Here is a 22,177-nt window from a genome sequence, read left to right on the forward strand (position 1 = left end):
GCCTCCCGGCGTGCGCCGCGCCGTATCGCGCATCGAGCTCACGCCTTGCGGTTCGGCGAGGGGCCGTCGAACTTGATCTTGTAGTGGGCCGCGTACTCCTCCTTGACCGCCTCGAACTCGCCGCTCGCCTTGGCCTCGGCATAGGCCTTGGGCGGCGCCCAGCCGTCCGGCTTGGGATAGCCGCGCCAGTGGCGCTCCAGGTCGATCGGATAGACATCCGCCTGCGGATCCCAGTCGTTGGGATGCAGCACGCGCGACAGCTTGCGGTAGTCGAAGGGCTCCACCTCCTTGTTGTCGACGTAGCGGTCGATGTAACCGTCCACGTTCTTCGCGGTGACCGTCAGCGCGCGCCAATAGAGCTGGCGCTCGGCGGCCTTGGGCTTCCAGCCATGGGTGACGTCGTAGATGCGGGCGGCGAACAGGGCGCCGGTGAAGACGGGGCTGTTGCCGCTGGTCGAGGTCTGGAGCCCGCGCTTGATCGCCTGGGCGCCGAGTGATGTGCCGTCGGCGCCGCCGATGAACACGTCCTTCCCGGGGCGGATGCCGGCATTGCGCAGGGCGGCGAGCGCGCCCTGCGCCTCGTCGTCGTTCTGGGTGATGATGCCGACGATCTTCTTGTTGCGGGTGAGCAGGTCCTCGGTCGCCTTCAGCGATTCCTCGCGCAGCCATTTGCCGGGGAGCTGGTCGACCAGCCGGGTCTTGGGGAAGTCCTTGAAGGCGTCGTCGCGGCCGCGATTGCGCGCGTTCTCGCACCAGTTGCCGGGCGTCCCGGTGAGGGCAACGACGTCGCCGCCGCCGAACGCGTCGGTCACCGCCTTCAGCACCTCGACGCTGACGCCGCGATGCGCCTCGTCCTCCTCGGGAACGGCGTAGAGCGTGTAGTAGTCGCCGACGTCGAACGGCGTGTACCAGGCCACGCTGTCCCACACTGCGCCGAAATAGGTGCTGGTGTCGTTGGCGATCTGTCCGACCCGGCGCAGGGCGCTGCCGTCGAGGATGTTGAAGAAGCCGCCGGCCGCCTTGGTGGTGGTCAGCTGCTCGAACTGGTTGAGCTGGCGGTTGCTGTCGATCTGGCCGTCGAGGAACACGTAGTTCAGGCCGAGCGCCTTGGAGGCGGCTTCCGCGCCCTTGCTCACCAGCTGGTTGTACTCGGTGCTGGCGCTCCAGGCCAGATAGGCGATCTTGCCGGACGGGTCGGCGACCGCGACGCTCGGCAGGCCCATGGCCGTGGCGGCGACGCCCGCCGCCGCACCGGCCGAGGCCAGAGCGAGGAAATCGCGCCGCGAGACGCCGTGTGTATCGAGCCGCTCCAGGTAGCTGTCGACGACCTTGCGGTCCTCGAAATCGGGAAAGGCGGCGGAGGGATGCTTGTTGGTCATCTCGAGTGTGGTCCGATACGTGTCGACAGCGACTGGGGATACCGACGGTTTTGGCGTCAGGTCTTGCGGTTCGAGGAAAGGTCGGTCTCGATCTTGCCGTGGGCGGCGCACCCGGCCTTCACGGCTCGAACTCGCCGTTGGCGCGCGCCTCGGCGTCTCGGCCGTACACAGGCCTGAAGCGGGCGAGGACGGAATCAGCTGTTGGGCGATGGGCCGAAGAACTTGATCTTGTAGTGATCCCGGTATTCGGCGGTGACGGCCTCCCATTCGCCGTTGGCCTTGGCGTCGCTATAGGCCTTCGGGTAGGTCCAGCCCTCCGGCTTGGCGACGCCCGCCCACTCCTGATCGATGTCGAGCGGGAAGACTTCGGCCTGCGGATCCCAGTCGTTGGGATGCAGCACCTTGGACAGCTTGCGGTAGTCGAACGGCTCGACGCCCTTGTTGTCGACGTAGCGTTTTACATAGACGTCGACGTTGTCCTTGGTGGTCGTGACCGAGCGCCAATAGAGCAGCCGCTCGGCGGCGCGCGGCGTCCAGCCGTGGGTGACGTCGTAGAGCCGGGCGGTGAAGAAGGCGCCGAAAAAGGCCGGGCTGTTGGCGCTGGTGGCAAGCTGCGATCCCTGTACGATGGCCGTTGCGCCCTCGCTCGTGCCGTCGGCGCCGACCACGAGCACGTCCTTGCCGGGCTTGAGGCCGGCACCCTTCAGCGCGGCGATCACGCCCTGCGCCACGTCGTCATTCTGCGCGACGACGCCGACGATGTTGCGATGGCGCGCGAGCAGGTCCTCCGTGGCCTTCAGCGAGTCTTCGCGGTTGAAGTTGCCCGGCAGCTGGCCGACCAGCCTGGTCTTCGGAAAGTCCTTGAAGGCGTCGTCGCGGCCGCGGCTGCGCACCGTGTCGGTGGAGAAGCCCGGCACGCCCGTGACGCCCAGGATGTCACCCCCGCCGAAGGTGGCCGTGACGGTCTTGAGCAGCTCGGCCGTCACGCCACGATGCGCCGAGAACTCCTCGGGCACCGCATACAACGTATAGTATTCGCCGGCGTCGAACGGCGTAAACCAGGGCAGCGTCGCCCAGACGTTGGCGAAATAGACTTTGTTCTGTTGCGACAACTGGGCGATGCGTTTGAGCGCGCTGCCGTCCGAAGCGTGCAGGATGACGCCGGCGGCACCGGTCGCGGTCTGCTGCTCGAACTGGTTGAGCTGGCGCTGGCTGTCGAACTGGCCATCCAGGAAGGTGTAGCCGAGGCCCAGCGCCTTGCTCGCGGCTTCGATCGCCCGTCCCGCCTGGATCATGTACTCGACGCGCGACGTCCAGGCGAGATAGGCGAGCTTGCCGTCCGGCGATGCCACGGCGGCGGAGGGCAGCCCCGCGGCTCCCGCCGCCGCCCCGGCCAGCACGCCCGCCGAAGCAAGGGCGAGGAAATCGCGGCGGGACACCCCGCGGGTGTCCAAACGATCAAGATGCGCATCGACGACGCGCCTGTTGTCGAAATCCGGGAAACGTCGGGGATCGGTATAGGGAGGCAAGATCGCTCCAGATTTTAGATTTATTTTCTACAGAGCAAGGCTATTCACATCCATCCGGAAAGTCTTACTTTATTTTCCGCGCGATCGAGCAAAATATTTGCTATTAACATCCGGCGATTAGCGTGCAAGGATCGCATCTCGCGACCCCCTCGTCGCCGCATACGGACAGTGGGCGCGGACAAGTCTCCAGTTCGGAGCATCGATAAGATTCACGTTGGCTTATATTGCAATACCACTTGAGCGATGTGTAGCCACACCACGGCAGAGCCCATTTCGTCCCGATCCTGACAGCTCATCATCCGGCAACCGCAGGAGATAACCGATGTCGAATCTCTCACTCGCGCACGATCGTTCCGCTGCGGTTGCCGTCTCGGCGGAACGCCCGTCGGGGAGCCCTGCGCAGGGCGCGGAACCGGTTTCCCGCCTCGGGCTGCCCGATGAGGCGGGGCTGCCGGCACACGTGCGGGCGATCTACGACGACTTCCGCACCCACTACGGCTTCGTGCCCAATTGGCTGAGCGCCTTGGCGATCAATCCGGACACCGCCTATCGGCTCGTCGAATTCTATCGGCACCTGTTCGATCCGAAGAACAGCCACCTCACGGCTGCGGACCGCGAGCTGATCGCCGTCGTGACCTCCGCCGCCAACCATTGCAGCTACTGCGTCTTCAACCACACCCAGGCGCTCGCCGCGGCGCTCGGCGACAGGGTGCGCGCCCAGCGCATCGCGCAGGGCTACGGACACGTCCTGCTGTCCGAACGCGAGCAGGCGCTCGCCGAGACCGTCGACCTCCTCACCCGCAACCCGACCGCGGTCGGCGAGGCCGAAATCGCGCGCCTGCGCGGCCTCGGCTTCACCGACAAGGCCATCACCGAGGTGCTCGAGATCTCCGCCTTCTTCAGCTACGCCAACCGGCTGACCATCGCGCTCAACGTGGTGCCGGACGCGCAGTTCTTCTCGGCCTGACCGGTCTCGGAGAGGAGTGCGAGCATGAACCAGATCACCCGCGACATCCGCGCCGACATCGGCACGCCGGCGGGCGCACCACTGGCCTCCGGGCGCCTGCTCTCCGACGAGCTGCTCGCCCGCTTCGCCGGGCGTGCCGCCGCCTACGATCGGGAGAACCGCTTCTTCGACGAGGATTTCGAGGACCTCAAGGCGGCGGGCTATCTGCGCGCCACGATCCCCGAGAGCTTCGGCGGCGCCGGACTGGCTTTGCCGGAGCTGCTGCGCGAGCAGGTGCGCCTCGCCTATCACGCCCCGGCGACGGCGCTCGCCATCAACATGCACCTCTACTGGACGGGCGCGGCCGCCTATCTGTGGCACCGCGGCGACCACTCCACGGACTGGCTCCTGCAGGCCGCGGCGGACGGCAAGGTCTTCGCCGCCGGGCACGGCGAGCCCGGCAACGACCTCGGCCTGGCGGGATCCCTCGTCGATGCCGAGCCGCTGGGGGACGGCGGCTATCGCTTCACCGGCCGCAAGACCTTCACCTCGCTCTCGCCGGTCTGGGACTGGCTGGGCATCCACGGCCTGGACAAGTCGGATCCGGCCAATCCCCGGATCGTCCACGCGTTCATCGCGCGCGAGGCGCCCGGACATCGGGTGGAGGAGACCTGGGACACGCTCGGCGTGCGGGCGACGCGCAGCGACGACACCGTCCTCGAGGGGGTGGTCGCCGACGCCGCGCACGTCACGCGCGTCCTGCCGGCGGGGCCTCCGGTGGATCCCTTCGTCGACGGCATCCTCGGCGCCGCCATACCGTCGATCGCCGCGGTCTATTACGGCATCGCGCGGCGGGCGTTCGATATCGCCGTCGACGGCGCCAGGCGCCGTGCCTCGCCCGCGCTCGGCGGCAAGACCTATGCCCACCATGGGCCGACCCAGCTCGCCGTCTCGCAGGCGGCGATCGAGCTGGACAGCATCTGGGCCTTGCTGGAGCGCGTCGCCGTCGAGTGGTCCGAGGGCGCCGACCATGGCCCCTACTGGGGCGCGAAGCTCCTGGGCGCCAAGCAGCACGCGGTCGACGGCGCGCGCCGCGTGGTGGACCTCGCCACCAAGATCGCCGGCGCCTCGTCGCTCTATCGGCGCAACGAGCTGGAGCGGCTCTATCGCGACGTGCGCTCCGGCCCGTTCCATCCGCCGAACACCGATGCGACGCACGACGTGATCGGCCGGACCTATCTCGGCGTCCTCGACGCCCCCGCGTGAAGCACCAGGACCAAAGGTCAATAACGGTATGAGTCAGATCGATCTGGCATGGGGAGCCGGGCCTAGCGCCGGCTACGAGGATCTTGCCGCCCGCTTTCGTCCCATCTTCGCCAGGATCGCCGAGGGCGCCCTGCAACGGGAGCTCGGCCACGAGCTGCCCTACGAGCCGATCGGCTGGCTCAAGCAGGTGAGGTTCGGCGCGGTCCGCGTGCCGCGCGCGGACGGCGGGCACGGGGCCAGCCTGCCGGAGCTGTTCAACCTGCTGATCGAGCTGTCCGAGGCCGATTCCAACGTCACCCAGTCGCTGCGCGCGCATTTCGGCTTCGCCGAGGACGTGCTCAACGTCAGGGCGCCGGCGCACCGCAAGCGCTGGAGCGCGCGCCTTGCCGAGGGCGAGATCGCCGGCAGCGCCTGGACCGAGATCGGCGATGCGCAGATCGACGGCTTCTCGACCCGCGTCAGCGCGAAGAATGGTGCGCTGGTGCTCAACGGCGCCAAGTACTACACGACCGGCTCGCTGTTCGCCGACTGGATCGACGTCGGGGCCACGGGCCCGGCCGGCGAGCGCATCTCGGCCTTCGTCCGCCGGAACGCCGAGGGTGTCTCGGTCGTCGACGACTGGGACGGCTTCGGCCAGATCCTGACCGCCAGCGGCACCACCGTCTTCACCGATGTCGCCGTCGCGCCGGAGGAGATCCTGCCCGACGAGGACCGCTTCAAGTACTCCGCCGCCTTCTACCAGCTCGTCCATCTGGCGACGCTGGCGGGGATCGGACGCGCCATCACCGGCGACGTAGCCAAGGCCGTGGCACAGCGCACGCGCACTTATACGCACGCCGCCGGGCCGCGTTCGAGCCATGATCCGCAGGTGCTGCAGGTGGTGGGCCGCATCCGCGGCGCGGCTTATTCGGCGAGCGCCATCGTGCTGCAGGCGGCGGCCTCGCTGCAAAGGGCGTTCGACGCCCGCTTCGCCGGCGACCTCGCCGCCGAGGAGGCGGCCAACGCCATCGCCGAGCTGGAGACCGCGCAAGCGCAGACCGTGGTCAGCAATCTCATTCTCGAGTCGTCGACCGTGCTGTTCGACGCGCTCGGCGCCTCGGCCACGAAGAAGCCGGCGGGGCTCGACCGGCACTGGCGCAACGCCCGCACCCTGTCCTCGCACAATCCGCGCATCTACAAGGACCGCATCGTCGGCGACTTCGCCGTGAACGGCACCCTGCCGCCCTATCAGTGGCGCATCGGCACGCCCGCGGAGCCGGCGGCGGACGCCGGCGAGCAGAAGACCGGCCCCCTGCTCAGAGCGCTGGCCTGACATCCGCCGCCCCTCCACGGGGCGGCTGATCACCCAGCAGGTTCGCGGCCATGAAGGCGACGAAGGCCGCGACCTTCGGCGAAGGATGGCGGCTCGCCGGCCAGAGCACGTGGAAGGCGCCCATGTCCCGGATATGGCCCTGCAGCACGCTGACCAGCGTACCGCCGTCGAGCTGCCGGCGCACGGCGAAGAGCGGCAGGCAGGCGAGGCCGAAGCCCTCCTCGGCGAGGCAGATCTGAGGCTCCAGCGTGCTTGCGACCGCCCTCACCGGCAGGTCGAGCTCGAGGTCGACGCCGTCGCGCACGAGAGGCCAGCGTTCGAGCCGGCCGGTCGAGGGATACTTGTGATGCAGGCACGCGTGATGGACCAGGTCCTCCGGAACTCCCGGCGTGCCGTACGCGGCAAGGTAGGAGGGCGAGGCGACGATGCGGTGCGAGAACGCGCCCAGTCGACGCATCATCAACCGTGAGTCCCGGGCTTCGCCGGTGCGGACGACGGCGTCGAAGCCCTCCTCGATCACGTCCACCAGCCGGTCCGTGAAGTCGAGATCGAGCTCGATCTGCGGATAGGCGCGCATGAAGGCCATCACGGCCGGCATCATCAGCATGCCGATCAACGGCAGGCTGACACGCAACCGGCCGCGCGGCGCCTCCTGGGCCTGGGCGAGCTCCAGCTCCGCCGCTTCGAGCTCGCAGAAGATGCGCCGGCACCGGTCCAGGAAAAGGGCGCCTTCGGCCGTCAAGGTGAGCGATCGCGTGGAGCGGTGGAAGAGCCGCACCCGCAGGCGCTCTTCCAGCCGCCCCACCGCCTTGCCGACGGCGGAGGGAGACACGCCGAGCTGGCGCGCGGCGGCGGCGAAGCTGCCGGTCTCGGCCGTCTGAACGAAAGACGCGAGCGCGCCCAGGTGCTCCATGAGCCGGCCTCGAGGCTTGAGATTGAAGGCGCCATTACGGACTTTGATGTCCGGTATGACAGGAACCGTAGCCTCGTTTTCTCGTATGGGCGAGCCTCGTAGGGTCCGCGGCCATGAGCTCCACCCTCTCCGCCTCGTCCCCCCGCCCTGCCCCCGCCGGGTCCGACCGCCTGCCCTGGCCGAGCCTCCTGGCGCTCGCCATGGCAGGCTTCATCACCATTCTGACGGAGGCGCTGCCGGCCGGCCTGCTGCCGCAGATGAGCGCCGGCCTCGGTGCGTCCGAAGCCCTGGTCGGCCAGCTCGTCACTGCCTACGCCCTGGGCTCGCTGCTGGCCGCCATACCGCTGACCACGGCGACGCAGGGGATGCGCCGTCGCCCCCTGCTGATGGCCGCCGTCGCCGGCTTCACTGTAGCCAACGGGGTGACGGCGGTGTCGACGCACTATGGCCTGACGCTCGTCGCTCGCTTCGTCGCCGGTGTCGCCGCCGGCCTGCTCTGGGCCTTGCTCGCCGGCTATGCGGCGCGCCTGGTGCCGCCGCATCTGAAGGGCCGGGCCATCGCCGTCGCCATGGTCGGCACGCCGTTGGCGCTGTCGCTGGGCATCCCCGCCGGCACCTTCGCCGGCGTCCTGCTCGGCTGGCGGATGACGTTCGGCCTGATGAGCGCGCTGGCGCTGGCGCTGACCGTCTGGGTGCGCTTCGGCGTGCCGGATTTCTGCGGCCAGCCGGCGGGACATCGCCCGCGCCTGCGTGCGGTGCTCTCCCGGCCCGGCATCCGGCCGATCCTCGCGATGGTGCTCGCCTTCGTACTCGCTCACAACATCCTGTACACCTATCTGGCGCCGCTCCTCGCCGCCCGCGGCATGGCGAGCCGCGTCGACCTGGCGCTCCTGGTCTTCGGCGTCGCCGCGCTCGCGGGCCTCTGGCTCACCGGCGTATTGATCGACCGGCACCTGCGGGCGCTGGTGCTGACGAGCACGGCCGGCTTTGCCGGTGCGGTGGCGGGGCTCGCGGCCGCCGGCGGCGAGCCCGTCGCCGTCCTTGCGGCCATCGCGCTCTGGGGATTGGCCTTCGGCGGCGCAGCCACCCTGTTCCAGACCGCGCTGGCTCATGCGGCAGGCGAGGCGGCCGATGTCGCCCAGTCCATGCTGGTCACGGCCTGGAACCTCGCCATTGCCGGTGGCGGGCTGGTCGGCGGCCTCCTGCTCGACGCCGCCGGCGTCGCCGCCTTCACGCCGCTGCTGCTCGCGCTTCTCGCCGCCACCTTCGGCATCGCCCTGGCAGCCCGTCGCGACCTCGCCCCGACGGTCGGGTGCGCCGGCGGCAAGCCGGATCTCGGCGGCTGATGAACGGCTTCACGACGAGCGATGCGGCGACAAGGGGCCGGCGGGCGCCGGGCCGAGGAGCGCCACGAGCACAAGGCCGGCAAGAGCGATCCAGAAGGTCACCTGGAAGCCGTCGATATAGGCGAGCGCATTCGCCTGCTGGCCGACGATGGTGTGGAGGGTCGAGACGCTGCGGGCGGCGAGCGCCTGAGGCGAGCTGCCGCTGCCGGAAAAGATGTGGGAGAGCAGCCCCAGGGCGCCTTCGGTCCTGGCCCCGCCCGCCGCCACGTGCAGCCCGAGCAGGTACGAATGCAGCTGCTCACGGTGCACCAGGAAGGTGGCCATCAGCGTCGTCGCCGTCTCGGCGCTGCCGAGGCGCACCACCTGGATGTAGGCGGCCGACGCCGTCGCCTGCTTGGGGTCGGAGTTGGCGAGGATGTAGACGATGATGGCGACCAGCGTGAACCCCTGGCCGACCGACTGGATGAGGGCGATCGGCGCGAAGGTCCATGGGCCCCAGAGCGTGGTGAGCCGGGTGCCCAGCCAGGCCGCGACGGCGAAGGCCACGAAGCCGATCAGGATCGTGACGCGCGCGTCGAACCGGTGGATGAGCAGGACGGCGAGCGGCGTGGTGACGAGCAGTGGCAGCCCGCTGCTCGCGAAGATCGTCCAGCCGATCTCCTCGGGGCGCAGCCCGACGACATTGGTGAGAAATCCCGGGACAAGCTGGGAATTCGACAGGCTGGCCGCCGTGTAGGCGCAGATGGTCAGGATGCCGAGGCTGACGTTGCGCTTGGCGATGACCCTGTGGCTGGCCCACGGGTCGCGCACCAGCAGCTCGTTGAGGAAGAAGAGGACGACGAGCGTCGCCCCGCCGGCCATCAGGCAGGTGACGAGGCCGGATTCGAACCAGTCCAGGCGGTTGCCCTGGTCGAGCGCGGCGTAGATCAGCATCCATCCGGTGCCGAGCAGGGCCATGCCGCCCCAGTCGGCCCGCTCAAGCAGCCCGACGTCCACCGTCTCGCGCAGCGTGCCGAGCCGGACGAGCAGGCCGACGATCGGCGCCAGAATCATGTCCTGCCAGTAGATCCACTGCCAGCCGACGTGGGCATCGTAGAGCCCGATCAGCAGCGGTCCCGTGTTCAGCGAGAAGGTGAGGCGGAAGGCGTAGACCGCCAGCGCCGGCACCCACCATCTGATCGGCAGGTTGCGGAAGATGATCATGATCGTCGCCGGGATGAACACGCCGAGCAGCAGCGCGCGCACCACGTGCAAGGCGACGAGCAGCTCCCACTCCCGCACCTGCGGCAGCACGAACGAGATGGCGGCATAGCCGAGGCTGGGCCAGAACAGCAGCCGCCGCACGCCGAAGGTGGCGGCGAGCCACGCGACGGACGGCGCGATCAGGATCTGCGGCGCCGTGGCGAAGGTATTGAGCCAGGCGCCCTGGTCGAAGCTGAGCCCGAAGGCGCCGCGCAGGTCCGGCAGGCCCACGGAGAACAGGCGCGTGTCGAAGCCGACGATGAACGAGCCGAGCAGCACGGCCGCGGCCGCATAGACCGGCTTCGGACAGGCCAGCCCGAAGGTTCCGCCCGGGCGGGGCGTCAGATCCTCAACGATCGCCGTCGACATGGATGTGAGCCTCCACGGACATGCCGGCGCGCAGGCGCTCGACGAGCGGCTGGCCGGCGTCGATCTCGATCCGGACGGGGATGCGCTGCACCACCTTGGTGAAGTTGCCGGTGGCGTTGTCCGGCGGCAGCAGGGCGAAGACGGCGCCGCTCGCGGGCGACAGGCGTCCGACGCGTCCGCGCAGGGTCTCACCGGGGAAAGTGTCGACGCCGAGCTCCACCGGCTGGCCCGGCTCGACGCGGGTGAGCTGCGTCTCCTTGAAGTTGGCGATGACGTAGACGTTCGGTACGGGCACGACGGAGATGAGGTTGGTGCCGACGTTGACGTAGTCGCCGGGCTGAACCTGCCGCGTGCTCGCCACGCCGTCGAACGGCGCCACGACCGACGTGTAGTCGAGCTTGAGCTGGGCGCTCTTCAGGTTGGCGAGCGCCGCGTCCAGATTGGCGCGCAGCGTCCCCCGCTGGCCGACCAGGACGTCGAGCTGGCGCTGCTGCGCCTCCATCGCCGCCTGCGTCGCCGCCACGTTGGCCACCGCCTCGTCGTAGGCGGCCGTCGCCTGCTGGAGCTTTTGCAGCGTGCCGGCGATGCCGCCCTGCACGAGCGTCTGCTGGCGATTGCGCTCCTGGAGCGCCTCGGTCTGGGCCGCAAGCGCCGAGTCGTGCTGCGCCTTGGCCTGCAGGGCGAGCGCCCGCTGCAAGGACTCCTGGTTGGCGAGATTGTCGAGGGCCGCGCGGGCGCCGGCCGCAGCGGCGCGGGCGGCCTCGAGCGCCGCCTGATAGTCGGCCGGGTCGATCTCGACCAGCACCTGGCCGGCCTTCACGGGCGCGAAATCATCGACCAGCACGCGCCGCACGTTGCCGCTGACCCGGGCGGAGAGCGTCGAGACGTCGGCATGCACATAGGCGTCGTCGGTCGATTGCACCGCGGCCTGGCTGACCCAGTGCCCCCACCGGTTGCTGGAGACGAAGATGAGGCCGACGACCGCGCCGATCGCCACCGCCGGCAGGGCCAGGCGGCGCAGGCCGGCCGCGAGCGACGCGGGCGGCTCCACTGCGGGAGGCGCATATTTGCTGATGGTCGGTTCGGCCATGGACATGGCTGCTGCTCCCGAGATGAAGCCCGCGCCGCTCCAAGCTGTCGCTGGAGCCTGATCTTGCTGAGACTGGGTTCTGCTTGAAACCAACCTCTAGAGCATTTCCGGATCGGACGTGATCATCTCAACGTATAGGGGAGGCGAGGCTCTTCGAATCCGGGCGCGTCTCGTGCGGTCGGATGAGGCTGCATGGAGACCTCGCGCCACGGCGTGGCCACGCAGCTCTGGCGACGTTGCGGCGGTTGGAGCCCACCCCCACCAGTCCCTCCCCCTCGGTCGGGACAGCCTCCCCACAAGGGGGAGACCGTTCGTTGGGCCGCCCAGCCGACTCTCCAAGCTTAAAAGGTGAGGTTCCTCCCTCCCCCACGAAGTGATGGGGAGGGATAAGGGTGGGGGGTGGTCCAACCTGCTCTATGCTTTCAGAACAAGAGCTTATGCGGCAGGTTCGTTCGAGAAGCGACTGCGCGCCTAATTCCGGCTTGCAGGAGGGCCGGGCGCGGATGCGCCATCAGCCGACGCGGTGCTCGGCGCCGCTGACCGGCACGTGCGCCCCATCGCCATAGCCTTCGAGCAGCCGCGTCTTGCCGCGGAACACCCAATAGGCATGCGCCTGGTAGGCCAGGACGATGGGGATGATGATGACCACGCCGACGCCGGCGAAGGCGACGGTCTGCGGGTCGGCGATGCCGTCCCAGACGGTGACGTGGCGCGGCACGACGTAGGGCCACAGGCTCACCACGAGGCCGGCGAAGCCCAGCAGGAACACGACGATGGCGAGCACGAACGGGGTCGCGTCACGCCCGGGCCAGATGCGGCGCCAGATCGTCGCCAGCACGGCTGCCGTGACGAGCGGCACGGGGGCGAGCCAGGCGATGTTCGGCCAGGCGAACCAGCGGGCCGCAACCTCGGGGACGCTCCAGGCGCTCCAGGCGCTGACCAGCAGCAACATCGCCGCGGTGAGGATCAGCGCCGAATGCGCCACCTCGCGGGCGAAGACCTGGGTCGGCCCATCCGTCTTCCAGATCAGCCAGCCGGCGCCGAGCAGGGCGTAGCCACCGACGAGGCCGACGCCGCAGGCAAGGCCGAGCAGACTGACGAAGTCCAACGGGCCGCCGGCGAACATCCCCTCGCGCACGGTGACGCCGCTGATGAGGCCGCCGAGGATGAGTCCCTGGCACAGGGTGGCGAGGAGCGAGCCGCCGGCGAAGGCGAGGTCCCAGACCCAGCGGTAGCGCTCCGTCTGCAGCCGGAACTCGAAGGCGATGCCGCGGAAGATCAGCGCGAACAGCATGAACATGACCGGCAGGTAGAACGCCGGCAGCAGCACGTAATAGCCCGCGGGGAAGGTGGCGAGCAGCAGTGTTCCGCCCATCACCAGCCAGGTCTCGTTGCCGTCCCACACCGGCTCGACGCTCGCCATCATCAGGTCACGGTCGGCGTTCCGCGGCGCCAGCAGGAACAGGATGCCGACGCCGAGGTCGAAACCGTCGGCAAGCACGTAGACGACGACGCAGAAGGCGACGAGCGCCGCGACCAGGACAGGCAGGTGGGTCATCACATCGGCGATCATGACGTCACGCTCCAGGCGCGAGGTTGCGGGCGGAGGGAAGAGGCACTGCCGCCGGCGCCGAGCCGACGATGGCCGGTCCGCTGCGGTCGAGCCCCGGACGAAGACGGCGTGGGTCGGCCGCGTCCATGCTTGCGGGCCCGCGGATCGCGATGCGCCCGGCGAACCACAGGAAGGTGAGCAGCAGCACGATGTAGACGATGAAGAAGACGGCGAGGCTGAGCGTCATGGCATTCGCGCTGACGGGCGCGACGGCATCGGCCGTGCGCAGCAGCCCGTAGACGATCCACGGCTGCCGCCCGGTCTCCGTCGTCGTCCAGCCGGCCAGCACCGCGACGAAGCCCAGCGGCGCGGTGGCCATGGCCAGCAGCAGGAACCAGCGGCTGTCATAGAGGCGGCGGCGCCAGCGCAACACCGCGCCGGTGATCGCCGTTGCCAGCAGGATCAGGCCGACGCCGACCATGACGCGGAAGGCGAAGAAAACGATCGGCACGTAGGGCCGGTCGGCGGCGGGCACGGCCTTCAGCCCCTGCACCTCGCCATTCCAGGAATGGGTGAGGTAGAGGCTCGCCGCGTGCGGAACCTCGATGGCGTAACGGTTGCGCGCCTCGGCCATGTCGGGCCAACCGATGAGGGTCATCGGCGCGCCGCGGGTGGTGTCCCACAGCCCCTCCATGGCGGCGAGCTTGGTCGGCTGGTAGGCGAGCGTGTTGCGGCCGTGCAGGTCGCCGAGCAGGATCTGGGTCGGCGTCAGCACCAGCGCCATCCATAGGGCCAGGGAGAAGGCGATGCGGCTCGCCTCCAGGTTCTGGCCATTCAATGGCCGCCGGCGCCACAGGTGGAAGGCGGAGACGCCGGCCACCACGAACGACCCGGTAACGAAGCTCGCGCACACCATATGGGCGAGGCGGTAGGGGAAGGACGGGTTGAAGACCACCTGCCACCAGTCGACCACGTGGTAGATGCCCTGCGTGTCGGCCACGGCGCCGGCCGGCGTCTGCATCCAGCTGTTGGAGGCGAGGATCCAGGTGGCCGAGAGCAGCGTGCCGCCGGCCACCATGCAGCAGGAGGCGAAGTGCAGGCCCTTGCCGACGCGGCCTTCGCCGAACAGCACGATGCCGATGAAGCCGGCCTCGAGGAAGAAGGCGGTCAGCGCCTCGTACATGAACAGCGGCCCGAGCACGTTGGCCACGGACCGCGAGAAGCCGGCCCAGTTGGTGCCGATCTCGTAGCTCAGCACGACGCCGGTGATGACGCCCATGCCGAACGCGAGCGCGAAGATCTTGATCCAGAAGCGCATCAGGTCGCGGTAGACCGTGCGCCCGGTGCGCCACCACAGGCCGCTCAGCAGCGCCACGAAGCTCGCCAGCCCGATGGTGAAGGTGGGCCACAGGATGTGGAAGCCGATGGTAAAGGCGAACTGGATCCGCGCCAGGATGACCGCGTCCATGGTCAGGCCCCCGCCATCTCGGGTTGCGCCCGCTCGAGACGGATCGGGATGCCCTTGTAGGAGGGCGTGAAGCTCATCGGGTCGTAGGCCGCAAGCGGCACCAGCGGGTTGGTCTCCGGGTAGTAGGCGGCGCAGCTCCGCTCCGGGAAGGCGTAGGCCACCAGGCGGAAATTGCGCACGCGGCGCTCCACGCCGTCGGCGGCGACGGTGACGAGATCGACGCGATCGTCGGCCTTGAAGCCGCGCTTGGCGATCTCCTCGGCGCTGATGAACAGCACGTCGCGCTGGCCGTAGACGCCGCGATAACGGTCGGAGAGCGAGTAGAGCGTAGTGTTGTACTGGTCGTGGCTGCGCACGCTGGTGAGCCACAGCACCTCCGCATCGGTCGGATCGGGGTCCTCGCAGAGCCCGTCGTAGACGAGGAAGTTCGCCTTGCCGCTGGCCGTCGCCCAGATCCGCTCCCGCGCCGTCGAGGTCAGATGGAAGCCGCCGGGAACGCGGATGCGGGCGTTGTAGCCCTGGAAGATCGGGAACACGGCCTCGATGGCGTCGCGGATCAGGTCGTAGTCGCCGACGAAGCCCTCCCAGTCGACCATGGTGCGGTCGCCGAGCGTGGCCCGGGCCATGCCCGCGACGATCGCCGGCTCACTCTTCAGCTGCTCGGCGGCGGGCGTGTTCATGCCCGTCGAGGCGTGCACCATCGACATGGAATCCTCGACGGTGACGGACTGCGGGCCGGTGGCCTGCACGTCGATCTCGGTGCGGCCGAGGCAGGGCAGGATCAGCGCCTCGCGGCCGTGGACGAGGTGGCTGCGATTGAGCTTGGTCGAGACGTGGACGGTGAGGTCGAGGCGGCGGAACGCGTCCTGGGTGACCTGCCAGTCCGGGATGGCGGCGGTGATGTTGCCGCCCATGCCGACGAACACCTTGACCTCGCCGCGCGCCATCGCTTCCAGCGCGGTGACCACGTTGTGCCCGTGGGCGGACGGCGGCTTGAAGCCGAAGCGCTGCTCCAGCCGCCCGAGGAACTCCGCCGTCGGGATCTCCGTGATGCCGACGGTGCGGTCGCCCTGCACGTTGGAATGGCCGCGCACCGGGCAGAGGCCCGCGCCCTCCTTGCCGATGTTACCCTTGAGCAGGCACAGGTTGGCGAGTTGCTGGACGTTGCGTGCCCCGTGCCGGTGCTGGGTGATGCCCATGCCGTAGACCACGATGGCGCGCTCCGCCTTCATGTAGACGTGCGCCGCCTCCTCGATGGCGGCCCGCGTCAGGCCGGAGCGGTGCTCGATGTCGTCCCAGCCGGTCGCCACGAGGTCCGCCACCAGCGCGTCGATGCCGGCGGTATGGCCACGGACGAAGTCCCAGTCGAGGATCTCGATCCGGTCGTCGGCCCGGGCGCGCGCGTCCTCCTCCACCAGCACCTTCATCAGGCCCTTGATGACGGCGACGTCGCCGCCGACACGCACCTGGTGCAGGCGCGAGCTGATCGGGGTCGAAGTCAGCGTCGCCATCTCGACCGGGTTCTGCGGCGCCTGGAAGCGCTCCAGCGCCCGCTCGCGGAACGGGTTGAAGGAGATGATGGCGGCGCCGCGCCGCGAGGCGTTGCGCAGGCTGGTCATCATGCGCGGGCTGTTGGTGCCCGGGTTCTGGCCGAAGATGAAGATGCAGTCGGTCTTGTCGAAATCGTCGAGCAGCACCGTGCCCTTGCCGACGCCGAGCGACAGCGGCAGGCCGACGCTGGTGGCCTCGTGGCACATGTTGGAGCAGTCGGGGAAGTTGTTGGTGCCGTATTCGCGCACGAACAGCTGGTAGAGGAAGGCCGCCTCGTTGGAGGTGCGGCCGGAGGTGTAGAACTCCGCCATGTTCGGATCGGGGAGCGCCGCGAGGTGCCGCCCGATGGTGGCGAAGGCCTCCTCCCAGCTCACCGGGAGATAGCGATCGCTGGCAGCGTCATAGGCCATCGGATGGGTGAGGCGCCCGACCATCTCGAGCTCGTAGTCGTCCCAGCGGGAGAGCTCCGAGACGGTATGCCCGGCGAAGAACTCGGGCGTGCAGCGCTTGGCGGTCGCCTCCCAGGCCACGGCCTTGCCACCGTTCTCGCAGAACTCGAACGACGAGGTGTGCTTCGGGTCCGGCCAGGCGCAACCGGGGCAGTCGAAGCCCAGCGGCTGGTTCATGCGCAGCAGCGTGGTGGCGCCCTTGACGGGAATGTCCTGCTCGACGAGGTGCTGGCTGAGCGCCTTCAGAGCGCCCCAGCCGCCCGCGGGCTCGTCATAGCGATGGATGCGCTTTCTCTCGGACATGACATGCTCCCTTGGTCAGACTTCGCCGCGGGCCGATCTTGCGCCGGCGATGCCCACGTCTTTCGGACTGGCCGCTGTCGAGGCGCTCTTCACCGGCAACGTATTGAATGGTGAAAATTGTGAAGCAGATCGCAAATACGCGCTTTCGGCATACCTTTTAGCGCCGCCATTGGCGGGGATATTCCCCATGAAACAATATATCGAGCAACACATACCAACGTTTAGGCGGTCAGGACGCGTAGCAGTCTGGCAAAACCACGGTATAGCGCTCTGCCAGCATGTGGCGATCGCTCGGAATCGTCATGCGACGGACGGGCCATGCGGTCGTCTACGCGCCCGTTCGGCCCTATCGGCACCAGCTCCGGGGAAGCCGCGCCGTCCGCATTCGGCTCGGATAAACGTGGCGCCCGCCACCTAATCGGGCGCCCGGCGCGTCGAACGCCGCCGACCGTTCTCTCGTGCGAACACGGCCGGGGTGGAGCCGATGTGCCGGTGAAAGCGCCTGGTGAAGTGGCTCTGGTCGGCGAAGCCGGTCATCAATGCAATGTCGACGAGCGCCAAGTCTGTTTCGAGAATGAATGATTGGGCTCGGCGAATCCGGCATCGCTCGACAAAGCTGATGGCCGTCAAGCCGGTGCTCTTCTTGAATATACGCGTAAAGTGAAAGCGGCTGACACTCACGATTTCGGCGAGCTCGGCAAGGCTGATCGAGCGATCGATGTTGTCCTCGATGAACTCGGTCAACCGCGACAGTTCGAGACGCCCCAATGGAGGCAGCTCATAGCGGCCGGCGGTGTCGAATACATTGTAGCTCCGCAAGATATGGGACGCGAGGGCCACGGAGATATGATCGACCACCAGAGTCTGGGCGGGATGGGGCTCGTGCTCGAGCTCTGACAGCAGAAGCTGCGCCATCCGTTCGATCGTGGCGTCACGCACGTCGAAGACGTTGCGAATCTCGATCTGCGACGCGCATCTGCTGCCGAGCTGCTCGCCGGCCGATGCAACGAGAGAGGCGGGAACGCGCAACCGAGCCGAGGCTGCCGTATCGCCCTCCCAGGTCGACTCGCAGCCAGCCGGCATCAGCAACGACGTGCCCGCCGACATCATGCTCTCATGGACGACACCGTTACGGCGCTGGACAAGCCGGCCGGCGCCGGATGGACAATAGCAGATCAGATGATGATCAAGAGCCGGATAGCTCTGAAAGAGATTTGTCCGCGGGCGGTATAGATCTATCGTAACCCCGCTCCAACCACGCTCCCGGCTCGTTGCCGTTGGACGGCGAGACTTGATATTGACGATTTCGTCAATGGTAACGAGCGCCGATCGCGTTGGGCTCCCGAGCTGCGGTTCCATCGTCATGATCCACCCGTTGATCTCATGCATGCCGGCCGTCGCGTCCGAGATCGCAGCGCAGCCTATATCAGCGATGATCCGAAGACAGCTCATGCTCGACCAGAATATCGAAGACTCGCTCACGCTCTTGCTCGATCAGCGTTTCGACGATCAATGTCATGCACACGGTGCGCTCCTCGTCGAAAGCCAGTCCGGCCGGGCGGGCCGTGTGGGCTGGCGAAGCCTGGGTGAACGGAGGCGCTGGGCGAGCTCTGCGCCTTACACCACGCTTTGGTTGGCGCGTGAGCGGAGCCAAAGGTCGACGAGGCGGTCGACGGACAGCGGTCCCGGGCCGAGCGCCATGATGGCGATGGCCAGCGTCGCCCAATAGAGATGGAAATTCGCCCAGCCGTCGGGGAACACAAGCTGGATCACGCCGGTCATCAGGAGGAGGATGGCGGCCGCAAACCGCGTCGCAAGCCCCAGGACAAGCAGGATCGGCAGCACGATCTCGGCGATGGCGACGATCAGGGCCAGCACCTCAGGCGCCGGAAAATCGTAGACGCCGCCAAAGACATGAAGCTTGAACTGCTCCTCGAACAGATACTGCGTCCCGAAGGAGAGGGAGAGGAAGCCGTCCCATCGCGTCAGGCCCGATCTGAAGAAGGGCAGCGCCAAGGCTATCCGCAGCAACGGCGGGGCAACGGCCGCCGCCCCGGCCGTCAGCCATTCCAAGACATTGCGGACGAGCCGCACGACACCGTGTGGGCGAACGAGCGACGTCATGCAGGCCTCCCGGGCTGATTGTCGGAGGCCTCTTCGCGTGGGCTCCATCCGGCGATCGCCCTTGCTGCCAGCAGGCCGGTCAGTGCGCCCGCGAGGTCGAACCGGGGATCGTCGTGCAGCGCCGCCTTCGTCGCCTCGACGATCGGCGCTCCAGAGGCCAGCGCGCCGATGAACACGGCAGCGCCGGCGGGCAGCACGCGGACGTCCACCTCGGCCTCCCGCCGCGTCACCAGCGCGTCCTCGCCGCCGCTATCGATGTCGACGGCGACAGGAAGGCCGTCGCGGGTGTTCATTTGCCAGATCCGGACCGTTGGAAACGACGAGCGAACAATGCGAACGGCCGGATGAAGCTTGAGGCGGAGGCCCGGGAGCGCGTTCCGATCCATGGTCAGGAACGGCACGGGATCGGTCGGACCGGCCTCGGCGGCGTGGTAGGCCTCGAGCCAGGCCCGTTCCAGGCGTGCAACGTCGGAGAGATAGGGCAGCGCAGCCCCCGGCTCGAATGTCCGAACGAAATCGGGGAAGCTCGCGCCGTAACCGAGCATGATCGGCGAAGGCGGCGGCTGGCGCACGACGTAGAGCCGCGCCATGGCCGAGAAGAATTCGTTTCCGACGATGCGGAGCACCGCCGGAAACGCATGCTTCAAGGCCTCGATGAGGCTGACGACGACATTGTTTCTGTAGACGGCAAATCGCCTGGCGCTCGGCTCGCCATCCGGCCCGACGAGACCGGGGGGAACCGGACGCGCCGGGTCCAGTATCGCTTCGGCAAATGCCCGCTGGCGAAGCGCGAGTGGCGGCGCCGTGAGGGCGCCAGCTTCAGCGCTCCCTGCGCCGCGCCGGGCACTGGACGGGTACGGGCTGCAATCCTGCATCGCAGGACTACGAGCGATGGGGACGCTGGACGACATTGGTCCAGAGCCGGCTCAGGCTGTCGACACCTCCGGCCGTCGAGCTCCAGAGCGTCGCGTCGCCGATGAGCAGGCTGCCCGCGAATGCGTCGGCTCGCGACTGAAGCAGGGCGTCGAAGGTGGCGTGGCTGCGGGCGAAGGGATGCGGTGGCGCCGTCGGATCGATCTTCTGCCGGGCCAGCACGTCGAGCTTGACCGGGCTGTCGCCCATCCGTTCGAAATGCGGGAGGTGCGGATGCAGGTTGAAGGTGGCGACGCCCGCGAGAAGCTGAAGCCGGTCGAGGGCCGGCTCGACCTCGATCGGCGACGGCGAGCCGTCCGTGTCAGCCAAGGGGCGAAGCCCGAAGCGATTCTCCACCGGCACGCCGAGGCCCGCGAGCAGGGAGCGCGCGAACCCGCCGAACTGCTGCTGGGGCGGGATCGTCTTGTCGCCGTGGTGGAGGAAGTCTCCAAGCTGCCGTTCCAATCGCTGGTCGTGCGGCAGATCGGGAGCGTCGCCGATGTCATGGTGTGGGCAGACGAAGATGAGGTGGTCCGGATCTCCAAGAAAGCGACGGACGGCCTCGACCTCCGCGTCGTCGGCCGCCTGGGCGGTGCGAAACGAATCGAAGCTGATGACGACGACGGTGTCGACCTCGTCCAGAAGCGCCCCGTCGAGCCGCGTCAGGACGCCGTCGTCGGTGACGCGTTCGATTTCGGCGACGGGCCGGCCGGTCGACAGGCCGGCGAGGTCGACGAAGGCGGTAAAGTTGCGCTTCATGATGTGGTCGAGGAAGCCGCCGACGCTCTGGTCGAAGCGAGCCGGATCGGCCAGCTCCTCGAATCTCGGGTAGCCCATCCGGCGGCTTTCGAAGAGCGTCGGGAACCTGTTCTCGATCACCTCGAGCGGCGCCCCGATCTCACCCGGGCGGCTCCAGGCGTAGTAGACGAGCACCTTGCGCGCGGCCATCAGCGTCTTCCTTTCATCGAGCCATCGAGCGGCCCACGGCCTTGGCCGACGGTCACGTGCTGGTGGTGCCGCAACCCGTTGGCAGCCGCACGGGCGCTCGCCTGCAGAATGGTCTCGGCACGGTCGGCTTCCGCCTTGAGCGTCGGCCATGCCGGCACGTCGGCGTCCCACTCGATCAGCGTCGGGAGAGGCCCGATTCGACCGATCGCATGGCTGAAGAGATCCCAGACGACCTCGTCGACCGGGCGGTCGTGGGTGTCGATCAGCAGCGGCCGTCCCTTTTCGTCCGCTTCCGGAGCAAAGCCCGCGAGGTGGATCTCCTGCACGGCCGCAAGCGGATAGGCGTCGACGTAGGCGAACGGGTCCCACTGCTGGTTGGTCGACGCGACCTGAACATTGCTGATGTCGAGCAGCAGGCCGCAGCCCGTCCGCCGCACCACTTCGGCGATGAAATCGATCTCGGAGTAGGTGCTCTCGGCAAAGGCAAGATAGGTCGAAGGGTTCTCGAGCAACATCTGGCGGCCGAGCTTGTCCTGAACCTCGTCAATATGATCGGTGACGCGGATCAACGTTTGAGCCGTGTAGGGCACCGGCAGCAGATCGTTGAGGAAGCCGACGTCATGGCTCGACCAGGCGAGATGCTCGGAGAACAGGACCGGGGCATAGCGGGCGATCAGCTCCCTCAGGCGCCGCAGATGATCCGTGTCCAGGGGCCGGTCCGCGCCGATCGACAGCCCCACGCCATGCAGCGACAGAGGATAGAGCTCTCGCACGGCGGACAGGTACCGGTGCGGGGGGCCTCCCGCGCCCATGTAATTTTCGGCGTGGATCTCGAAGAAGCCGATATCGGGACGCGTGCCGATAATGGTCCGGTAATGTTCGGCCTTCAGGCCGACCCCGGCGCGAGGGGGCGCTTTGGCAGCACCCGTGACCGGAAGAGGATCGAGCATGCCGGGCCCTGACCGCGAAGAAGCAGAAGTGGCGGAGTGCGGCCAGGCCGAGGGCCCGGCCGCTGGGGAGTGCCTCAGGCCTTGGGGGAGAGGCTGCCCGGCCCCTTCGGCGTGGACATCGTGGTGCAGGTGCCCTTCGGTACCAGCTTGAAGGCGTTGCCCTGATAGTCGACGGTGCTCGTGCCGGCGCAGGTCGTTCCGGCGCCAGCGTAGCAGTCGTTGTGTCCTTTCAGCGCGGTGCCGAAGCAGGGCTCGACCTTGCCGGCCTTGACCTGAGCCGTGTGCTCGGCCTGGATCTTTTTCTGCGCCGCGGTGAATTCCTGTGCGCTCGCCGGCGAGACGGCGACAGCGCCCAGCGCGGCGGCAAAGGCACCGGCTATGAAGGCGGACATGGTGCGGTCGGACATGCTGTTCTCCAACTTTGAAGCTCTGGGATGGGCGACGATGGACAAGCCGCAATCCTGGGCAGACGCGAATGGCGATGCTTGACGATGGCGAAGGCATTGGCGGCAATTGAAGCCCCTTGGG

General features: G+C 68.2%; 18 protein-coding genes. 4 read left to right on the forward strand and 14 right to left on the reverse strand.

The genetic code is table 11. The annotated features are described in order from the left end of the window. Positions 1 to 38: 38 nt before the first annotated feature. Both ACZ5PO_RS03155 and ACZ5PO_RS03160 read right to left on the reverse strand, forming a co-directional pair. Positions 39 to 1,379: a sugar ABC transporter substrate-binding protein gene (locus tag ACZ5PO_RS03155; RefSeq protein WP_464190171.1), complete on the reverse strand. Its 1,341-nt coding sequence runs from the start codon at positions 1,377 to 1,379 to the stop codon at positions 39 to 41. 194 nt (positions 1,380 to 1,573) lie between these two features. Next, entirely contained in the window at positions 1,574 to 2,818 is a 1,245-nt protein-coding gene (locus ACZ5PO_RS03160; protein ID WP_464190173.1) for a sugar ABC transporter substrate-binding protein, read from the reverse strand. Positions 2,819 to 3,230: 412 nt separating this feature from the next. On the opposite strand from ACZ5PO_RS03160, the gene ACZ5PO_RS03165 reads away from it, so the two are divergent. The 3 genes from ACZ5PO_RS03165 to ACZ5PO_RS03175 are packed head-to-tail and all read left to right on the forward strand — an operon-like array spanning position 3,231 to position 6,432. Next, positions 3,231 to 3,875: a peroxidase-related enzyme gene (locus ACZ5PO_RS03165; RefSeq protein WP_464190175.1), complete on the forward strand. Its 645-nt coding sequence runs from the start codon at positions 3,231 to 3,233 to the stop codon at positions 3,873 to 3,875. 24 nt (positions 3,876 to 3,899) lie between these two features. Beyond that, on the forward strand, positions 3,900 to 5,120 hold the full coding sequence (locus tag ACZ5PO_RS03170) for an acyl-CoA dehydrogenase family protein (RefSeq protein ID WP_464190177.1): 1,221 nt from the start codon (positions 3,900 to 3,902) through the stop codon (positions 5,118 to 5,120). Positions 5,121 to 5,148: 28 nt separating this feature from the next. Next, entirely contained in the window at positions 5,149 to 6,432 is a 1,284-nt protein-coding gene (locus tag ACZ5PO_RS03175) for an acyl-CoA dehydrogenase family protein (protein ID WP_464190179.1), read from the forward strand. On the opposite strand, the gene ACZ5PO_RS03180 is transcribed toward ACZ5PO_RS03175, so the two are convergent. Next, positions 6,416 to 7,345 carry a LysR family transcriptional regulator gene (locus ACZ5PO_RS03180; RefSeq protein ID WP_464190181.1) on the reverse strand — a complete coding sequence of 310 codons (930 nt, stop codon included), beginning with the start codon at positions 7,343 to 7,345 and terminating at the stop codon, positions 6,416 to 6,418. The genes ACZ5PO_RS03175 and ACZ5PO_RS03180 overlap by 17 nt on opposite strands. Positions 7,346 to 7,458: 113 nt before the next feature. On the opposite strand from ACZ5PO_RS03180, the gene ACZ5PO_RS03185 reads away from it, so the two are divergent. Further along, a complete protein-coding gene (locus ACZ5PO_RS03185; protein ID WP_464190183.1) occupies positions 7,459 to 8,691 on the forward strand; it encodes an MFS transporter in 1,233 nt (410 codons plus the stop codon). A gap of 9 nt (positions 8,692 to 8,700) precedes the next feature. Here ACZ5PO_RS03185 and ACZ5PO_RS03190 read toward each other — a convergent pair whose 3' ends face one another. The 11 genes from ACZ5PO_RS03190 to ACZ5PO_RS03240 all read right to left on the reverse strand — a co-directional run bounded on the left by ACZ5PO_RS03190 (position 8,701) and on the right by ACZ5PO_RS03240 (position 22,056). Further along, entirely contained in the window at positions 8,701 to 10,302 is a 1,602-nt protein-coding gene (locus ACZ5PO_RS03190; RefSeq protein ID WP_464190186.1) for an MFS transporter, read from the reverse strand. Continuing rightward, the gene (locus ACZ5PO_RS03195) at positions 10,283 to 11,398 is read right to left on the reverse strand and encodes an HlyD family secretion protein (protein WP_464190188.1); all 1,116 of its coding nucleotides are present in this window, start codon (positions 11,396 to 11,398) and stop codon (positions 10,283 to 10,285) included. Before ACZ5PO_RS03195 ends, ACZ5PO_RS03190 begins: the two co-directional genes overlap by 20 nt. A gap of 505 nt (positions 11,399 to 11,903) precedes the next feature. Then, positions 11,904 to 12,965, reverse strand: coding sequence for a cytochrome d ubiquinol oxidase subunit II (cydB, locus tag ACZ5PO_RS03200; RefSeq protein ID WP_464190190.1), 1,062 nt, complete (start codon positions 12,963 to 12,965; stop codon positions 11,904 to 11,906). A gap of 4 nt (positions 12,966 to 12,969) precedes the next feature. Further along, complete coding sequence (locus tag ACZ5PO_RS03205; protein WP_464190193.1) at positions 12,970 to 14,412, reverse strand: cytochrome ubiquinol oxidase subunit I; 1,443 nt, start codon at positions 14,410 to 14,412, stop codon at positions 12,970 to 12,972. Positions 14,413 to 14,414: 2 nt separating this feature from the next. Continuing rightward, positions 14,415 to 16,715 carry an FdhF/YdeP family oxidoreductase gene (locus ACZ5PO_RS03210; protein WP_464190195.1) on the reverse strand — a complete coding sequence of 767 codons (2,301 nt, stop codon included), beginning with the start codon at positions 16,713 to 16,715 and terminating at the stop codon, positions 14,415 to 14,417. 414 nt (positions 16,716 to 17,129) lie between these two features. Further along, complete coding sequence (locus ACZ5PO_RS03215; RefSeq protein ID WP_464190197.1) at positions 17,130 to 18,104, reverse strand: helix-turn-helix domain-containing protein; 975 nt, start codon at positions 18,102 to 18,104, stop codon at positions 17,130 to 17,132. Positions 18,105 to 18,332: 228 nt separating this feature from the next. Beyond that, entirely contained in the window at positions 18,333 to 18,839 is a 507-nt protein-coding gene (locus ACZ5PO_RS03220; protein WP_464190199.1) for a DoxX family protein, read from the reverse strand. Continuing rightward, positions 18,836 to 19,750, reverse strand: coding sequence for an HvfC/BufC N-terminal domain-containing protein (locus ACZ5PO_RS03225; protein WP_464190201.1), 915 nt, complete (start codon positions 19,748 to 19,750; stop codon positions 18,836 to 18,838). Before ACZ5PO_RS03225 ends, ACZ5PO_RS03220 begins: the two co-directional genes overlap by 4 nt. Next, the gene (locus ACZ5PO_RS03230; RefSeq protein ID WP_464190203.1) at positions 19,722 to 20,699 is read right to left on the reverse strand and encodes a hypothetical protein; all 978 of its coding nucleotides are present in this window, start codon (positions 20,697 to 20,699) and stop codon (positions 19,722 to 19,724) included. Before ACZ5PO_RS03230 ends, ACZ5PO_RS03225 begins: the two co-directional genes overlap by 29 nt. Then, positions 20,699 to 21,649 (reverse strand): MNIO family bufferin maturase, encoded by a 951-nt coding sequence (bufB, locus tag ACZ5PO_RS03235; RefSeq protein ID WP_464190205.1) that lies wholly within the window; start codon positions 21,647 to 21,649, stop codon positions 20,699 to 20,701. The genes ACZ5PO_RS03230 and bufB overlap by 1 nt, the downstream gene beginning before the upstream one ends. A gap of 74 nt (positions 21,650 to 21,723) precedes the next feature. Then, complete coding sequence (locus ACZ5PO_RS03240) at positions 21,724 to 22,056, reverse strand: BufA1 family periplasmic bufferin-type metallophore (protein ID WP_464190207.1); 333 nt, start codon at positions 22,054 to 22,056, stop codon at positions 21,724 to 21,726. Positions 22,057 to 22,177: the final 121 nt, after the last annotated feature.

Source organism: Chelatococcus sp. KU-N122 (assembly GCF_055391085.1).

What these genes read in the sequence shown, in the direction of transcription:
- ACZ5PO_RS03240 (WP_464190207.1), bottom strand. Translation starts at nt 22,056, where the DNA reads ATGTCCGACCGCACCATGTCCGCCTTCATAGCCGGTGCCTTTGCCGCC.
- ACZ5PO_RS03185 (WP_464190183.1), top strand. Translation starts at nt 7,459, where the DNA reads ATGAGCTCCACCCTCTCCGCCTCGTCCCCCCGCCCTGCCCCCGCCGGG.
- ACZ5PO_RS03215 (WP_464190197.1), bottom strand. Translation starts at nt 18,104, where the DNA reads ATGCATGAGATCAACGGGTGGATCATGACGATGGAACCGCAGCTCGGG.
- ACZ5PO_RS03225 (WP_464190201.1), bottom strand. Translation starts at nt 19,750, where the DNA reads ATGTCGTCCAGCGTCCCCATCGCTCGTAGTCCTGCGATGCAGGATTGC.
- bufB (WP_464190205.1), bottom strand. Translation starts at nt 21,649, where the DNA reads ATGCTCGATCCTCTTCCGGTCACGGGTGCTGCCAAAGCGCCCCCTCGC.
- ACZ5PO_RS03205 (WP_464190193.1), bottom strand. Translation starts at nt 14,412, where the DNA reads ATGGACGCGGTCATCCTGGCGCGGATCCAGTTCGCCTTTACCATCGGC.
- ACZ5PO_RS03175 (WP_464190179.1), top strand. Translation starts at nt 5,149, where the DNA reads ATGAGTCAGATCGATCTGGCATGGGGAGCCGGGCCTAGCGCCGGCTAC.
- ACZ5PO_RS03220 (WP_464190199.1), bottom strand. Translation starts at nt 18,839, where the DNA reads ATGACGTCGCTCGTTCGCCCACACGGTGTCGTGCGGCTCGTCCGCAAT.
- ACZ5PO_RS03165 (WP_464190175.1), top strand. Translation starts at nt 3,231, where the DNA reads ATGTCGAATCTCTCACTCGCGCACGATCGTTCCGCTGCGGTTGCCGTC.
- cydB (WP_464190190.1), bottom strand. Translation starts at nt 12,965, where the DNA reads ATGATCGCCGATGTGATGACCCACCTGCCTGTCCTGGTCGCGGCGCTC.
- ACZ5PO_RS03170 (WP_464190177.1), top strand. Translation starts at nt 3,900, where the DNA reads ATGAACCAGATCACCCGCGACATCCGCGCCGACATCGGCACGCCGGCG.
- ACZ5PO_RS03155 (WP_464190171.1), bottom strand. Translation starts at nt 1,379, where the DNA reads ATGACCAACAAGCATCCCTCCGCCGCCTTTCCCGATTTCGAGGACCGC.
- ACZ5PO_RS03210 (WP_464190195.1), bottom strand. Translation starts at nt 16,715, where the DNA reads ATGTCCGAGAGAAAGCGCATCCATCGCTATGACGAGCCCGCGGGCGGC.
- ACZ5PO_RS03180 (WP_464190181.1), bottom strand. Translation starts at nt 7,345, where the DNA reads ATGGAGCACCTGGGCGCGCTCGCGTCTTTCGTTCAGACGGCCGAGACC.
- ACZ5PO_RS03195 (WP_464190188.1), bottom strand. Translation starts at nt 11,398, where the DNA reads ATGTCCATGGCCGAACCGACCATCAGCAAATATGCGCCTCCCGCAGTG.
- ACZ5PO_RS03190 (WP_464190186.1), bottom strand. Translation starts at nt 10,302, where the DNA reads ATGTCGACGGCGATCGTTGAGGATCTGACGCCCCGCCCGGGCGGAACC.
- ACZ5PO_RS03230 (WP_464190203.1), bottom strand. Translation starts at nt 20,699, where the DNA reads ATGGCCGCGCGCAAGGTGCTCGTCTACTACGCCTGGAGCCGCCCGGGT.